Origin of the sequence: Arsenicibacter rosenii (genome assembly GCF_001870735.1) — a bacterium.
In the GTDB taxonomy this organism is placed as follows: Bacteria; Bacteroidota; Bacteroidia; order Cytophagales; family Spirosomataceae; genus Arsenicibacter; species Arsenicibacter rosenii.
Genome location: NZ_MORL01000011.1, coordinates 36772 through 53522, shown reverse-complemented (window position 1 = coordinate 53522; position 16751 = coordinate 36772). Strand labels below are relative to the sequence as shown.

The 16751-nt window shown below is 53.0% G+C and carries 11 protein-coding genes; 6 read left to right on the top strand and 5 right to left on the bottom strand.

All coding sequences use genetic code 11. The annotated features are described in order from the left end of the window. The first annotated feature begins 6 nt into the window (after positions 1-6). Positions 7-993, top strand: a complete 987-nt coding sequence (locus tag BLX24_RS18895; protein ID WP_071504754.1) for an alpha/beta hydrolase — start codon at positions 7-9, stop codon at positions 991-993. A gap of 80 nt (positions 994-1073) precedes the next feature. Here the strand turns inward: BLX24_RS18895 and BLX24_RS18890 are convergent, their stop codons facing one another. From BLX24_RS18890 to BLX24_RS18870, 5 genes are all read right to left on the bottom strand, one after another. Next, positions 1074-2120, bottom strand: a complete 1047-nt coding sequence (locus tag BLX24_RS18890; RefSeq protein ID WP_071504753.1) for an adenylate/guanylate cyclase domain-containing protein — start codon at positions 2118-2120, stop codon at positions 1074-1076. Then, the gene (locus tag BLX24_RS18885) at positions 2117-2491 is read right to left on the bottom strand and encodes a response regulator (RefSeq protein WP_071504752.1); all 375 of its coding nucleotides are present in this window, start codon (positions 2489-2491) and stop codon (positions 2117-2119) included. Before BLX24_RS18885 ends, BLX24_RS18890 begins: the two co-directional genes overlap by 4 nt. Before the next feature lie 39 nt (positions 2492-2530). Further along, entirely contained in the window at positions 2531-3454 is a 924-nt protein-coding gene (locus BLX24_RS18880) for a sensor histidine kinase (RefSeq protein WP_229201847.1), read from the bottom strand. Positions 3455-3521: 67 nt separating this feature from the next. Beyond that, on the bottom strand, positions 3522-5729 hold the full coding sequence (locus BLX24_RS18875) for a sensor histidine kinase (RefSeq protein WP_071504750.1): 2208 nt from the start codon (positions 5727-5729) through the stop codon (positions 3522-3524). 1 nt (position 5730) lies between these two features. Beyond that, positions 5731-7101, bottom strand: coding sequence for a sensor histidine kinase (locus BLX24_RS18870; protein ID WP_071504749.1), 1371 nt, complete (start codon positions 7099-7101; stop codon positions 5731-5733). Positions 7102-7207: 106 nt separating this feature from the next. On the opposite strand from BLX24_RS18870, the gene BLX24_RS18865 reads away from it, so the two are divergent. From BLX24_RS18865 to BLX24_RS18845, 5 genes are all read left to right on the top strand, one after another. Further along, positions 7208-10486, top strand: coding sequence for a cyclic nucleotide-binding domain-containing protein (locus BLX24_RS18865; protein WP_083422062.1), 3279 nt, complete (start codon positions 7208-7210; stop codon positions 10484-10486). 247 nt (positions 10487-10733) lie between these two features. Next, entirely contained in the window at positions 10734-11825 is a 1092-nt protein-coding gene (locus tag BLX24_RS18860) for a glycoside hydrolase family 88/105 protein (protein WP_071504841.1), read from the top strand. A gap of 282 nt (positions 11826-12107) precedes the next feature. Beyond that, positions 12108-12830 (top strand): hypothetical protein, encoded by a 723-nt coding sequence (locus BLX24_RS18855; protein ID WP_071504748.1) that lies wholly within the window; start codon positions 12108-12110, stop codon positions 12828-12830. A 2-nt stretch (positions 12831-12832) separates the two neighbouring features. Continuing rightward, positions 12833-15601 carry a TonB-dependent receptor gene (locus tag BLX24_RS18850; RefSeq protein ID WP_071504747.1) on the top strand — a complete coding sequence of 923 codons (2769 nt, stop codon included), beginning with the start codon at positions 12833-12835 and terminating at the stop codon, positions 15599-15601. Positions 15602-15621: 20 nt separating this feature from the next. Beyond that, positions 15622-16749, top strand: coding sequence for a DUF4249 domain-containing protein (locus tag BLX24_RS18845; protein WP_071504746.1), 1128 nt, complete (start codon positions 15622-15624; stop codon positions 16747-16749). Positions 16750-16751: the final 2 nt, after the last annotated feature.

Here is a 16751-nt window from a genome sequence, read left to right as displayed (position 1 = left end):
TGACCCATGACCTTAGTAAAAACCTGCCTCAGTATACTCGCCGTCCTGTCGGGTATAGAGCTGGCCGTGGCCCAAAAGCCGGTAAATGGCCTGACGGGTGTCCGGGATACATCCTTTACAAATTACAGCGCCCTGAAAAATGCGCAGAAGAAACATCCTGATATCAGGCTGGTAACCCCGTTTACGTTGCCGGATGTACGGGAAAAACGGAACCTGACTTATGCGCAGTACGGCGACCGTGCGATGCAGCTGGATGTCTTTGCGCCGGCGAAACCGAAAAAAGGCGGCTACCCGGCCGTATTGGTCATTCACGGGGGGGGCTGGCGTTCCGGCGACCGGTCGCAGCACATTCCGCTGGCGCAGCAACTGGCCGCACATGGCTATGTGGCCGTAACGGTCGAATACCGGTTATCGACGGAGGCGCTGTATCCGGCGGCAGTTTATGATCTCAAGGCGGCTATCCGCTGGATGCGGGCCAACGCCAAGGGCGAACAGATTGACCCGAAGCGGATTGCGGTACTGGGCTTTTCGGCAGGCGGGCAACTGGCTACGCTGGTCGGGACGACCAATGGTGACCCGGCATTCGAAGGCAACGGCCCGAATCCGTCGGTGTCAAGCGCCGTACAGGCGATTGTCGATATTGACGGAACGCTGGCGTTCATTCACCCCGAATCCGGCGAAGGCGACGACAGCCGCTCGGTCTCGGCGGCGACCTATTGGTTTGGGGTCAACAAGGAAACCCGTCCGGAGTTGTGGCACGAAGCCGGGGCGCTGAATCACGTTGACAGCCAAACGCCCCCTGTTCTGTTTATCAATAGTTCGGTCGACCGGATGCATGCGGGCCGCGATGATATGCGCCGGAAACTGGATGCACTGGGTATTTACTCAGAAGTCAAATCGTTTCCGGACGCCCCGCATACCTTCTGCCTGTTTCATCCGTGGTTTGAGCCGACGGTTGAGGCAATTGTCGCCTTTCTGAAGAAGCAACTGTAACCACGAAGGCAGAAAGGCGGGAAGCGGCACGAAGTTTTTATTATTCTTTGTGCTCCTTCGATTCTTTCTGCCTTTGTGGTTTATTCCAGTACCTCGTAAACGAGCACAGTATTCGCCTTGTTCTTCAGACTGACCTCGCCAACCTCGCGGCAGTTGAACGATTCTTTTACCTCGTCGTAAGCTTTTTTGCTGATGATGATCTGGCCTGCTTTGGCGACTGATTGCAGCCGTTGGGCGGTGTTGACCACATCGCCGATAACCGTAAAGTCGAGGCGGCGCAGGGTTTCAGAGCCAATGTTTCCCGAAATCATTTCGCCCGTGTTGATACCAATCGATACCTGCGGCGAGAACGTTTCACCGTTGTTGACCGTCGGTTCCATATCGCCGATGCTGTGGCGTACGGCCAGGGCGGTTTCAATGGCGCGGTCGAGGTGATAGTCGCCACGGAAGACTGCCATGACGGCATCACCCATAAACTTGTCGACGTAACCACCCTGCGCAATAATCTCTTTCACCATAACGTCGAAGTACTTGTTGATCAGGTGAACCACCGTATCCGCAGGCTGCCGTTCGGTGATGGCTGTAAAGCCGCAGATGTCCATAAAGACAATGGTGCCTTCAACGGTTTCATTGGCCAGCAGCGTGCTTTCAAACTCCGACCGGTTCATAAACTTCAGTACCGATTCATCGACGTACATCCGCAGGATATTGTTCTCCTTGACCGCTTTCAGGGTTTCGTGGAGCTGGTGCACATGGTCAATCGTTTTCTGCATCGTCACCTCCAGATCGCTGAAATTGACCGGCTTACAGATAAAGTCAAAGGCCCCTCGGTTCATGGCGATACGGATGTTGTCCATATCGCCGTAAGCCGACACAATAATGGCTTTAACCAGCGGGCTTACTTCGTTTAATTTAACCAACAGCGTCAGCCCGTCCATTTCGGGCATGTTGATGTCGCTCAGGACAATGTCGATATCAGGATGCCGCTGCAGTTCCTGCAAGGCTTCAACGCCGTTGTGGGCAAAAACAAATTCGTATTTCTGTTCGCGAATCTGCCGTCTGAATTTCTGCTTGATCAGGAGTTCGAGGTCGGTTTCATCGTCTACGACGAGGATTTTGGCCTTCATAGCGTTTGTTTAAGTTTTTCTTTCAATAGGGAGAAGTCCAGCGGCTTCGTCAGGAAATCGTTGGCTCCGTATTGCATGGCCTGGTTATAGTTTTCGTCATCCCCGTAAGCGGTCAGCATCATCACTTTCGGCGGGGCAACGGGGTAGGTTGACCGAATACGCCGGAGAAGTTCGAGTCCGCTCATGCCGGGCATGTTAATATCGGATAAAATCAGGACAAATTCAGAAACATGGTCCTGTAAAACCTCCAGCGCAGCCTCTCCCGAGTGGGCAAAGGCAAACGAAATATCGCCGTTGCGGATCTCGCGCCGGAATCGTTGTTCGAATAGAGCTTTTACATCGGTTTCGTCGTCAACGACCAGAATTTTCATAGGAGTCAGGGGCGTACTAAAGAATGGCAAGTTACATATTTAAACGGGCAACCGGATAATAAACTGCGTAAAGCTGTTGTCTTCGGTTTCAACCAAAAGGGAACCTCCGTGGCCTTTACTGATAATTTCATAACTGAGCGACAAGCCTAAGCCCGTGCCCTGTCCGGTTGGTTTGGTCGTAAAAAACGGCTGAAAAATCTTGTCAATCACCTCATTCGGGATACCGGTGCCATTATCGCGGATACAGATTTCGATGTCATTCGGGCCAAGGCGTTTGGTGTGCACCCATACCGTCGGCCGGTATTGTTCGGGATTTGCCGTTTGCTTCTGTTTTTGCTGCGTGGCATAAAAGGCGTTGGTATAGAGGTTCAGCAGTACCCGGCCGATATCCTGCCCGAAGACGGTCACCTTGCCGACGGCCGCGTCGAAATCGGTCACCAGCTGCGCATTAAAGGTTTTGTCTTTTGCCCGTAGCCCGTGGTAGGCCAGGCGCAGGTATTCGTCGGCCAGTTCATTCAGGTCGGTGGGCTCTTTCTGCGTCACGTTTGTCCGCGAATGCTGCAACATGCTCTTGACAATCGAATCGGCCCGTTTGCCGTGGTAGACAATCTTTTCAAGATTAGTCGCCAGATCATCCAGAATGGCATTGGCTTCTTCCTGATCTCCTTCCGGCAGGTTAGGCACCGCAAATTCGCGGAGCTCGCCGACCAGCTCGGCCGAAACCTCTCCGAAGTTATTGACAAAGTTGAGCGGATTCTGAATCTCATGGGCGATGCCGGCGGTCAGCTCCCCGAGCGAGGCCATTTTTTCGCGGAGCAACAATTGCTCCTGCAGACCGGTCAGTTTTTCCTGCAACAGCTCAATATCAATCTGTTGCTGTTGAAGCTGATCGGCCTGACGGGCAATCAGCTCTTCCAACTGGTCATGCTGGGCCTTCAGTGCCGCTTCATCATGTGGTGGCATGGTCGCCATAATGTTAATTAAATCAAGGTTTACAGGATCGGTTCGGTAAAGAAATAAATATACGATTTTATCGTTTCCCGTCGTCAAGCGGGAGCTGAATGGTAAATTCTGTAAAATTTCCGGGCTCACTGATTACCGAAAGCTGTCCGCCGTGGCCTTTGGTAATGATGTCGTAGCTCAGCGAAAGGCCCATGCCGGTACCATGGCCGGTTGGTTTGGTCGTAAAAAACGGCTGAAATACCTTACCGATAATCTTGCTGTCAATACCGGTTCCGTTGTCGCGGATACGGATAAACAACCACTGATCAACGGCTTCGGTGCTGATCCTGATCTGTGGCTCATAGCCGGCCATCGGCCCGACAGTGGCGGCTTTTTCATGCATAGCATAAAAGGCATTGGTAAACAGGTTGACCAGCGTCCGGCTGATATCCTGCGCCACCAGCGTCAGACGCGGAAGCGACCGGTCGGTATTGGTCACCAGACGGGCCCGGAAGTGGCTGTCTTTGGTGCGAATGTCGTGATAGGCTTGTTTTAAACTTTCGCTGACCAGCTCATTGATATTGACTTCCGTTTTCGCCCCTGGCTGTGTCCGGCTGTGGTCGAGCATGCCGCTGACGATGGCCGCCGCCCGTTGCCCGTGCTGCTGAATTTTGGCAAGGATCTGCGCCAGATCATCGGAAACCGACAATACTCCATCATAATGGCCGTCCTGCAGATCGAGTTTCAGGTCGTCAATCAGCTCGACGCTTACCTCGGCAAAGTTATTGACGAAATTGAGCGGGTTCTGAATTTCGTGGGCAATACCGGCGGTCAGTTCTCCGAGCGAGGCCATTTTTTCGGCCTGAATCAGCTGCGCCTGGGTTGCCTTTAGTTCGGTCAGGGAAGCTTCCAGCTGAGCGGTCCGTTCTTTTACCTGCTGTTCCAGCCGTTCGTTCTGGCTGGCAATGATGCGGTTGCGCTCCATTTCGCGCTCCTTTTCCAGCTGCTCCCGTTCGAGCGCCTGTCTGGCAACCAGCTGCCGTGCCTGATTATACCGGTTGATCAGCGCCCCCGAAAACAGAATAATCAGCCAGGCGAAGCAAAAGCTTTCCAGATAATCAATCATTATTCTCAGGGACTGCGGAATGGTGATATTGGCATACTGTCCCAGAATCCGGGTGATAAGTGTATATACCCACAAGGTCAGCAGAGGCGTGGTCGCAATCAGGGCCAGCCGTGCGTCAACGGCTCGTTGATGCCGGTGTTTCCAGACCGTCAGCGCCCAGAGCAGCAGAATAACCCGTACCAGAATCTCCTCCAGCAGCAGAATCTCGTCGGCCGGTACACCCGGCATGCCGAACGAGAAAAAGAAAATAAGGTTAACGAATGCCGTGAAGGCCAGCAGGTAGGTTATGAGCCGGTTATTACGCGTCCTGTTCAGTAGTGAGCCGGTAAACCTGCGTAACGATTGCAGAAAGAACAGGAAAAAGGCGATAAAGAAAAAGTTGGCTGCGAGCCGGAACGAATACGGGTATTCCTCAAACAGGAATGCCTGAATGCGGTAGGTATTCCGGTCTAATGTGAAAAAAAACAGGGCAATGCCAAAATACAGGTAAGTTCTGTCGCGGATCGACAAAAACAGGAAAACATTATAGGCAATGGCCAGCATCAGAATACCCAGCATGATCCCGTCCACGAAAATATCTACCCAGCCGCGTTCGGCACGGTAATATGCAAACAACGTATCCTTGCGGTTGAACAGGGACTGGATCTGCGGCGACAGATAAACCAGCGGCGGTTGCCAGAATGGATTTTCGAGGCGCTGGTAGAAGACATAGGTTTGTCCGGCCGCCATTGTGACCAGAATGCGGTTGTTTTCGCGGTTCCCCTCGTGAGGAGGAATCTGGCTGATCGGCACCAGCGGCCCCGTTCGCTGATGTTGCCAGCGGCCCGGGCGGTTTTGCCAGTACAGGTCAAAATAGCTGCCGCTGAAGTGGCAGAGGTACAGGCTCAGCGGGTGATCGAGCGTATTCCGGAGTTGCAGCCGGATCCAGTAGACGTGCGACCGCCGGTTCCGGTTAAAGTAACTGTCATGATGAAACGCCGGATTGTTGACGACCTGCTCAATCCGCAACATGCCCTGACGGTCTTCTAAAATCTGAAACTGTGTGGTATCCAGTGCCTGGTTAACCGAATCGGACTGTATGTCTACGGTAGGGATCGCCGGCTGAGCCTTACCGGAAAACGCGCCTAAACAACAAACAAAACCCAGCAGGATAAACAAAAAAGACTTCATGTCACGTTTTCGGTAAACTAATCTCAAAGGTGGTGCCCATGCCTTCGACGCTTTCCACTTTGATATCGCCCCCGTGGCCTTTTGTAATGATGTCATAGCTCAGCGATAAACCAAGCCCGGTTCCCTGTCCGGTTGGCTTGGTAGTAAAAAAGGGTTGGTAGATCTTGTTGATAATTTCCTGCGGGATGCCGGTGCCGTTGTCTTTTATACGCAATACTACTTTCCCGTTTTCGAGTTGGGTGCTTACTTTCAGCGAGGGCTGAAATACCACCGGTCCATTGGCATTGCGCTGTTTTTCCTGAAGTGCATAGAACGCATTACTGAACAGGTTAATCAGTACCCGCCCGATTTCCTGCGGGGCCAGATAGATCTCGCCGATATTTTCTGCGTATTTGGTAAATAGCTGCGCATTAAACGATTTGTCTTTGGCCCGCAGCCCGTGATAGGCCAGTTTCATGTATTCGTCGGTGAGCGCGTTGAGGTCGGTCGGGCGTTTTTCCCCGTTTGAGGTGCGGGAGTGCTCCATCATGCCTCTGACAATCGAATCGGCACGGTGGCCGTGGTGGCTGATCTTTTCCAGATTCTGCCGCAGGTCCGACAGAATCTCGTCTTCCAGCCCTTCATCGCGCGATGAGGTATCTTTCCGGCGTTCTTCTTCCAGTTCGTCGAGTAGTTCAACGGATACCTCCGAAAAGTTATTGACAAAATTGAGCGGGTTCTGAATTTCGTGGGCAATACCGGCGGTCAGTTCCCCGAGTGAGGCCATTTTTTCGCGCTGAATCAGCTGCGCCTGGGTTGTTTTGAGTTCATTGAGCGCGCGCTCCAGTTCTTCCTTCTGTTTGGTCAGCTCGGCCGTCCGTTCCGAAACCAGGTACTCCAGTTCATCGCGCTGGGCCGAAATCAGGCGGTTATTTTCCTGTTCGGCTTCCCGTTTTTTCCGTTCTTCTTCCAGCGCCTTCTGCTGTTTCCGCATAGACGACCAGTTGGCCCAGCCCCAGACAAACGTGATGAGGATAAATCCCTCAACAAACATATCAATCGACTTATAAAAGTCGGGCGCAATAAATCGGATGAGCTGTGCCAGTAGGGAAACGCCCAGATAGGGTCCCGCGATACCGATGATATACCGGTATGGCTGAAACGCCGCCGTAGTATGAATCTGATACATCGCAGCAAACGAGATCAGCATCATACCAATGGTCGCGGCTTGCTCAATGTTAAAAATATAGCCTCCGGCAATCAGGCCGATGGTCGCATACCAGCCGATATGTAGATAAAGATCTACCTCCGGGAAGTCAGGATTATCTTTGGTGGTTTTCCGGAGTTGTTGAATCGTAAAAAAAGCAATCAGAAAATGCGTAGGAAGACCCATACGGAAACGTGTTAATGAGTAGGGGTGATAGTGCAATATACGCTAAAACCACCAGGAAATTCGGCTTAGCCAGGAAAATACCCCGTTTGGAGCGCTTTCCTGCCCGATGCGTTTCAGATTCCTGCCCGATTCTGTTTTCTTTGTAGTTATGATGAATACCGCGTCGGCCCAGCGCCTGAATCGCTCGCTGGGTGTACGGTCAGAAGAGGCACGCACAGTACGGCTGTTTTTTCTGCACCACTTCTTTTTAGGATTAGGGACCATTCTGGTATACGTGTCGGCCAACGTGATTTTGCTGGAAAATCACCCCGAAACGAGTCTTCCCGTTGCGTATGTGATGGCCGCCCTCGGCATGATGGGAGTCGGGAAACTATACGCCTATTTTGAGCACCGGCTCCCGCTCTCCAGTCTCGTTTTCAGGGTGGTGTGGTCGGTAATTATCCTGACGGCGTTAATCGTCGGCCTCGTGGCCATCGGGCATTCGGTGGCGATGGCGGTGGCTATTATGGTGGGTTATCGCGCTATTTACCTGCTTACCAACCTCGAATTCTGGGGCATTTCGGCCCTGGTATTTGATGTGCGGCAGGGTAAACGTCTTTTCAGTGTGATCAGCTCCGGCGATATGCCTGCCAAGGCCATGGGCGCTATCCTGGCCGCACTGGTGCACAACCATACCGAACTGATCTACCTGCTGCTGATTGCCTTCGTGTTTTTCGGATCGGCCCTCATTACGGTCTGGAAAACCATTCAGTCACACGAGGTACATGCGGCCCATGGCACAGCCCGCCCGGTTCGCCGGCCACAGGGTAAACTGGTGACGCAGCTCTTCGGAGGCAGTGAACTGATTTTTGCCATGTGCCTGAGTGTGCTGAGCATCGCGTCTATTGCCACGGGGATTGAATATGCCTTTTTTATCAATGTAAAATACCGGTTCCATGATCAGGCGCTGGTCATGCGGTCGCTGGGTATTGTGCTGGCCATTACGTATTTACTGGCCATGATTGTTAAGCTGCTGGCTTCCCGCCGCGCCCTCGACCGTTTCGGCATTCTGAATACGATGCGTCTGCTGCCGGTTGCTGCCCTGCTCTGGATTACCGGCTACCTGGTTGTTGAATGGCAAACGCCCGACGAAACCAGTCTGATGGTGTATTACTGCGGGCTGTATCTGGTGTTTGAGGTGGTGCGCCGGTCGCTGTTCGATCCGGTCTTTCTGGTTTTGTTTCAGCCGTTGCCCCCGCATCAGCGCCTCAAGGGCCACACGCTGGCCAAGGGCTTTTACGAACCGCTGGGCATGGGTCTGGCCGGTGGTATGATTTTCCTGCTGCGCAACGGCCACGAAAACCTGAATGCCATGCTGCTGACGGGGATGGCCGTTGTCGGTGTGATAACCATTGGCTTTATCCAGCGCACATACCGGCAATATCTGGCCACGCTGCACGACGCACTGGGGCGCCGGTTTATTGCCGCCGACGAGCTGCCGCTGACGGATGATGCAACGAAACTTGTATTGCAACACCTCCAGAGCGAACGCCCCGAAGAAGTGCTGACCGCTATTGACTGGCTGCGGGTAAATAAGCCCGATGTACTGGCGAAACAGGCATCGGTTCTGATGCGGCACCCGGCAGCGTCGATCCGCCTCCGCTTATTGACCGACTATAAAACGCTGGCGGTTTCGGACGATGAGTTGTTTCTGCTGACCCAGCAGGATGCCGACGCCGATGTGCGCCGGGAAGCGGCTGTCATCCTGTGTAGCCGCAGCCAACGTCCGCAGGATCTGGCGCTGCTGGAGTCGGCCGATGCGGCCGTACGGCAAGGAGCTATTCTTGGTTTTCTACAGGCTAATCCGACATTCGGACCGGCGCGAAAGAGCCTCGACGGATGGTGTGCCGATCCGGACGTAACCAACAGGCTGTTTGCCCTGACCTGTATCCGGACGCTGCGCCTGATGGATTATGTACCGTTTGTCGAAGGCTGTCTGACCGCCCGTGAGAGCTTATTGATGGCAGCACTCGACACCGCTGCCGAACTGGCTGATAAACGGCTGTTACCGGCGCAGCTTGACCTGCTGGCCGACAAACACGTTGGCCGTATTGCGGCCCGCAGCATTGCCGGGATGCATGGGGATGTGTTATCGGGTCTGCAAACGTATTACAGCCTGCAAACCGATACGGCCATTCTGACCCGCATCATTTCGGTAGCCGAACGGATGCGGACGTCGGAATCGCACCAATGGCTGATTACGCTCATGGACAGTCCGTTGGTGGCGGTTCGGACAGCCGTTCTGAAGGCGCTCAAAAACTTCCCGCACATTGAGCGCTACAATGTGGTTTTTCAACGCGCCCTCGACGGGGAGGTACAACTGGCGCAGCGGTTGCTGAATGCGGTTGCCGATGTAAAGGACGAAGCCCTGGTCAGTAGTCTGTTATATGAGCAGGAGCGGCTGACCCAGCGGATGTTGCTGACGCTTTCGCAGCTGTACGACAAGGAAATTATTGAAAATGTACGGGCCAATCTCGCCCATGAGTCGTCGGAGCGGCAGGCCAATTCACTGGAAGTGCTCGAAAACCTTGTGCCACGGCCTGTATATAACTGCCTGCAGATTCTGGCGGAAGACCTGCCGGTGTCCGAAAAAATCCGGCAATTTGATGAGCAGGTGGGTGTCTATCAGCAGGATGGCAGTATCCAGCTGTTTATTCTGGATCAGGGCGACAGGCTCTTTACCGACTGGACCATTGCCTGTGCGCTCCGTAACCTGCCAACCGCCGATCAGGAATATTTACTGACCGCCCCCGTTTATTTTCACCATGGTAATCCGGTTATCCGGGAAGGGGCGCTGGATGCCCTGACCCGTCTGGCCCGTCAGAAAAGTGCCGTTTATCAGGAATTAATTACCCAGTACCCCGAATTAACAAAAGCTATGAGCCACGACCTGGCAACCGCATCCACCGTTTCGGCCACCGAGCGCGTGTTTATCCTGAAGAATAATGCCTTGTTTGCGGGCACGCCGGATAATGTTTTGAGTAGTGTGGTGCCCATCATGAAAGAGGTGACACTCGGCGAAGGCGAAGAGATTGTCCGGAAAGGGGAGCTGGGTACCTGCATGTTCATTATCTACAGCGGGCAGGTAGGTATCTACGACGGCCCTAAGGAACTCGCCGTGCTGGAGCGTGGTAATTTCTTCGGTGAACTGGCCTTGCTGGATACCGAGCCACGTTCGGCAACAGCCCTCGCCCATACACCGGTTACGCTGTTCCGGATTGATCAGGACGATTTCTTTGACCTCATGACAGAGCGCGAAGAAGTATTGCGGAACATGATCCGGGTGCTTTGCCAGCGTATCCGCCAGCAGAATATCAAGCTGCGCGGCATGCCCGTTGACGCATAAAGAACCCACAAAGACAGGAGCACGAAGCCCCAAAAGTGGTGGCACGACTCATAGTCGTGCCACCACTAACCAGCATCTACAGTATCCAGCATCCGTAAACCACCCTACAGTGCAGGACGGTCAGGTAAGGCGATTGCCTTATTTTAGGATCAAATTAGGATTTACCAATTAACCTGTCCATTTCATGCACTACCGTTTCACACGCTATCGGTTCTGGATTGCCTGTTTCCTGACCGCTTCTTCTCTGATGGCGTCTGCTCAGAAACTCCCTGGTAAGAAAGAAATTCTCCGGCAAATGACCCTGGCCAATGCTTATTTTATGCAGGCATGGCCTGATCCCGGTAAAGAAATCGTTACTAACAAAACCCGTCCGGGCAATATCTGGACGCGTGCGGTGTATTACGAAGGGCTCATGGCGCTCTATGCGCTCGACAAGCAGAAAAAATACTACGACTACGCCGTTGAATGGGGCGAAAAACACAGGTGGGGGCTCCGCAGCGGCGTAAAAACCCGTAACGCCGATGACCAGTGCTGCGGTCAGACGTATATTGACCTGTACCTGATCGACAAAGCGGCCGGTCATGACCATCCGGAACGTATCCGCGACATCAAGGCCAGCATCGACAATATGGTGGCCAGCGATAAAATCGACGACTGGAACTGGATTGATGCCTTGCAGATGGCGATGCCGGTCTTTGCCCGTTTCGGGGTGATGTATAAGGACAACGCCTATTTCGAGAAAATGTATCAGATATATACTTACTCGAAAACCGTCCACGGTGGCAAAGGGCTGTATAATCCGGAAGACAAACTGTGGTGGCGCGATAAAGATTTTGTACCACCTTACAAAGAGCCCAACGGACAGGATTGTTACTGGTCGCGCGGAAACGGCTGGGTAGTGGCGGCGCTGGTACGGGTGCTCGACATTATGCCGGAAGACGCACCGCACCGTACGGAATACCAAAAAATGTATCTGGACATGATTCAGGCCCTGCCGGCCTTGCAGCGTGAGGATGGTTACTGGAACGTCAGTCTGCACGACCCGACCAATTTCGGGGGGAAAGAGCTGTCGGGCACGAGCCTGTTTATCTATGGCATGGCGTGGGGTATCAACCACGGCTTGCTCGATGCGAAAACATATAAGCCGGTGATTGCCAAAGCCTGGCAGGCAATGGCCAGAGAGTCGCTGCATCCGAACGGTTTTCTGGGCTTTGTGCAGGGTACGGGTAAGGAGCCGAAAGACGGGCAACCGGTAACCTACACCAGCAAGCCTGACTTTGAAGACTATGGCCTGGGGTGCTACCTGCTGGCCGGCTGCGAAATCAGTAAACTGAAATAACCGGATTTCCCGGCTTGTGAAAACGCCTTTTACCGGAGCGACTGCCTCAGAAACAGACTTCGGTAAAAGGCGTTCACCGTTTCGGATGTGGTAATAAGTTTAGAGAGTCCAGTCTGTAATATCTATACATTTTCATGTATCAAAAATATTTATCACACTAAAGGTTTATTTGGTTACAACCTTTGCTTAAATTGTGCGGTCTTTATTGAAATAATGCAACGAATGGGCAGATAAAATCGTAACTGACAGAAAGTCAACACACATTTGTTGGTAAACAACAGCATGCAAAAATTTATACCCTTCCTCTTACTGTGTTTTGTCATTAACCGGGGCATCGCTCAGTCGCTTCCGGCCGATTCGGTTTTCCGGGAACAGGCGCGTTCAGCCGTTGTCACACAGTACAACAAGGTCATGAACCAGCAATCGGCCATTTACAACGGCAACGAGTACATCCAGCACGACTTCCGGATCAAGGTTCATCCTTATTTTCAGGTAGACAGCCTGCAAAAAGGTTCGGTCACCTACTATTCTGTCGACTATAATGACATACCGATGGGGTACGACATTGTGCGGGATGAACTCTTTATCCGCCACCTGGACGGTGGTTACCGGATGCGGCTGAACAGCGAAAAAGTTGACCGCTTCACCATCAACGGTCATCAGTTCGTCCGGCTGACGGGCGATAGCCTGGTCGGCGTACGAACCGGTTTTTACGACCTGCTTTACAGCGGCCGGACCCAGTTGCTGTCCCGTCGGGTGAAGGTAGTTCTGGAAGATATCTCGACCGGTGTTTACAAAGCCGAGTATCTGTCTAAAGATGAGTACTGGATTCGCCGTGATCAGCGGTATTTTCCGGTTAAAACGCTGGGCGGCGCACTGAGCGTCTATGGCGACAAAAAGAAGGAACTCCGGAAACTTCTGCGTGCCGAACGTATTAAGTTTAAGGAGAATAAAGAAAAAACGCTGGTGCTGTTAGCCCGGGAATATGACGCCCTAACCCGTTAGTTATGAGCTATTTTTACCGTCTTACCCTGTTTTCTTTTTTTGTGTTTGCGTTGAGCCTGACAGGATTCGGTCAATCGGGACAGGATCTCGTCAGCGGGAATTTTACCAACGTGAAGTTTGAGCAGTTTGCCCGCACCGTTGAACAGGCAACCCCTTATCGGTTCTACTACCGGCCGGGGGAGCTGGACAGTGTGGTGGTAAACCTGAATGTCGACCGCAAGCCGCTGAGCAATGTACTGCAGCAGCTCTTTAACGGCACGCTGTTTCAGTACGCGATTGATGCCCGGAAACGTGTATACATTACCGTAAACCGGCCGATCCGAACCAATCTGCCAATCGACTTTTTTGACCGTGGCAATAACGCCGGTAAGGACGATTCGACGGCCAACGCCTATCTGACCGAAAGCCGGAAGCAGATCGTAGCCCCCGAAACCAAAATCTACGAGGTTGGCAAGCGGACCAATCCGATCCGGCCCGGCCGCGCCACGGTGGCAGGCTATATCCGGAACCAGGCATCGGGCGAACCGATTGTCGGGGCAGCGGTCTATATCGACAACCCGCGTATCGGGACCTCAACAGACCAGTTCGGCTATTACTCGTTTACGCTGCCCCGCGGGCGACATGCGCTGAAACTCCGCAGCGTCGGGATGAAAGATACCCAGCGGCAGATTATTCTGTACGGCGACGGGTCACTGGATGTGAACATGGAAGACGACGTAATTCCGCTGAAAGAGGTGGTGATCGCCGCCGAAAAAGACGTGAACGTGTCGGGGCTTCAGATGGGGCAGGAGCGGGTCGACATCCGGACGATGAAGCAGGTGCCGACGGCTCTGGGCGAAACCGATCTGTTGCGGGTGGTCATGACGCTGCCGGGTGTGAAATCGGTGGGCGAAAGTTCGACCGGCCTGAACGTACGGGGGGGCGCCACCGACCAGAACCTGATTCTGTACAACGATGCGACCATCTATAACTCATCGCACCTGTTCGGCTTTTTCTCGGCCTTCAACCCGGATGTGATCAAGAGCGTCGAACTCTACAAAAGCGGGATTCCGTCGCGCTACGGCGGCCGGTTGTCGTCGGTGCTGGAGGTGATGACGCGTGATGGCAACAAGAAGAAATTCGGCGGGTCGGGTGGTCTGGGGCTGCTGACAGGCCGTCTGACGCTCGAAGGACCGATTCTGAAAGACAAGACCTCGTTTATCATCGGCGGCCGGTCTTCGTATTCAAGCTGGTTGCTGAAGCAGGTGCCGGTCAGTACGTTCCGCAACAGCCGCGCCAACTTCTACGACGTCAACGTGCACATTACGCACGACTACAACAACAAAAATACGATTTATCTGACCGGTTACCTGAGTCAGGATTATTTCCGGCTCAACAGCGATACAGCCTATAACTACCGCAACCAGAACCTGACGCTGAAGTGGAAGCACCTGTTCAACAACAAGTTGTACAGTGTCTTTACGGGCGGAGTAAGCCAGTACAAATACAACGTGTCGGCTGACCGTAATCCGGTAAATGCCTATGACCTTGATTTCGGCATTAACCAGACGATGGCCAAAGCAGATTTCAACTATTTCCCGAATCCGAAGCATACGGTCGATTTCGGGATCAGCTCGACCTACTACAAACTGCAGCCGGGCACCTACCTGCCGCGAGGTACCGAATCGCTGGTGGCGTCGGACCGTGTGCCGGCCGAGCAGGGCATTGAAAGTGCCGTTTATGTCGGCGACCGTTACGATATCAACCAGCGGTTGTCGCTTAGTTTCGGACTCCGGTATTCGCTCTACAGCTACCTCGGGCCGAAAGACGTCTTTGCCTATGCGCCGGGCCTGCCGGTGACGACCAATAACATCGTTGATACCGTTTCGTATGCCGCCAATAAACCGATACAGACCTACCACGGACCTGAATACCGGTTCTCGGCGCGCTATGTACTGAGCGAAAACGCGTCGGTTAAGGCCAGCTTTAACCGGATGCGGCAGTACATTCAGATGCTGTCGAATACCACCGTTATTGCCCCGACCGACATCTGGAAGCTGAGCGACAGCCACATCCGCCCGCAGGTGGGCGATCAGTACTCACTGGGTATCTATAAAAACCTGAAAGCCAATACAGTCGAACTGTCGGTTGAGGGGTATTATAAAACCATGCAGAACCTGATTGATTACCGGAGCGGGGCCGTTCTGATTCTGAACCACCATATCGAAACCGATGTGGTAAATGCGGAAGGGAAAGCCTACGGGATCGAACTGATGGCGAAAAAACTGACGGGTAAACTGAACGGCTGGATCAGCTATACCTACGCCCGGACTTTCCTGCGGACAACGGGTACACAGGTCGGGGAAGTGATTAATCAGGGTAAATATTACCCGAGCAACTACGACAAACCGCACGACGTGACGATGATCGGCAACTACCGGTTCAGCCGCCGGTTCAGCGTATCGATCAACATGACCTACAGCACCGGGCGTCCGATTACGTTGCCGCTGGCCAAATATACCCTTGGTGAGGCGCAGCGCCTGCTCTACTCGGAGCGCAACCAGTACCGGATTCCGGACTATTTCCGGACCGACTTTGCGATGAACATCGAAGGCAACCACAAGGTGAAGAAACTGGCCCATAGCTCATGGACGATTTCGGTCTATAACCTGACCGGCCGCCGGAACGCATACTCTATTTATTTCAAGTCAGAAAACGGGGGGATCCGCGGATATAAGCTGTCGATCTTCGGCCAGCCCATTCCGTCATTGACCTACAACTTTAAATTCTAAGGCCAGTCCTGTTCGATATTATGAAACGTAAGCATACACAACAATTAATTGGCTGGCTGTTTATTCTCATCATGGGCGGGTGCGTTGATCCCTACCGTCCGCCCGAAATTACGGCTCCGGCCACCTATCTGGTTGTTGATGGGTTTCTGGACATTGCCCCCGGGGCAGTGACCACATTTAAGCTGTCACGGTCGCAGAACCTGACCGATGCCAAGGCTCCCACCATGGAGACGAAGGCAACCGTAACCATCGAAAGCAGCCGGAATCTGAAATACAGCCTCAAAGAGGTAACCAGCGGGGTTTACTCGTATACCAGTGTGCCAAGCCAGACAGGAGAAACCTTCCGGCTCCGGATCAAAACGAGCCGGGGGGTGGAGTACCTTTCGGATATGGTGGCGTTTAAAAACAGCCCTGTGATCGATCAGGTCAACTGGAAAGTAGAAAATGACGGGGTCCGGATCTACGCAGATGCTCACGATCCGACCGGCAATACCCGTTACTACCGCTGGGAATATGAAGAAACGTGGGAGTTTACCTCAGCGTTTTATTCGTCGTATGAGGTGAAAAATAAACAGATTGTGCAGCGGCAACAGGATATTTTTACCTGCTGGAACAGTGCAAAATCGAAAAATATTCTGATTAATTCATCCGCAAAACTTAACCAGGATGTGATCAGTCAGATGCCCATTACGTATGTGCCGGGCTATTCAACCAAAATCGGTGTTCGTTACAGTATTCTGGTGAAACAGTATGCGCTGACGCAGGATGCCTACCTGTACTGGGAACAGCTGAGTAAAACAACGGAAAACATTGGCTCACTTTTCGACCCGCAGCCAACCCAGGTAACCGGCAATATCCAGAACCTGACCAATCCGGCAGAGCCGGCACTCGGCTATTTCAGCGCCGGTACTGTAACTTCGAAACGGATGTTTATCCGGCGGATGGAACTGCCGTATTGGGTAACCAAAACCGGCTATGATGGCTGTGTAAAAGATACGCTGACCCCTAAGGAGTTGATTGACAATAAGTACCCGGGGCAGATTCCGATTACGGACCTGCCGGACGGGACATATGAGACCGGTCAGGAGGTATGTGTCGATTGCCGCCTGCAAGGCACTAATGTTAAACCATCGTTCTGGAATCAGTAGCC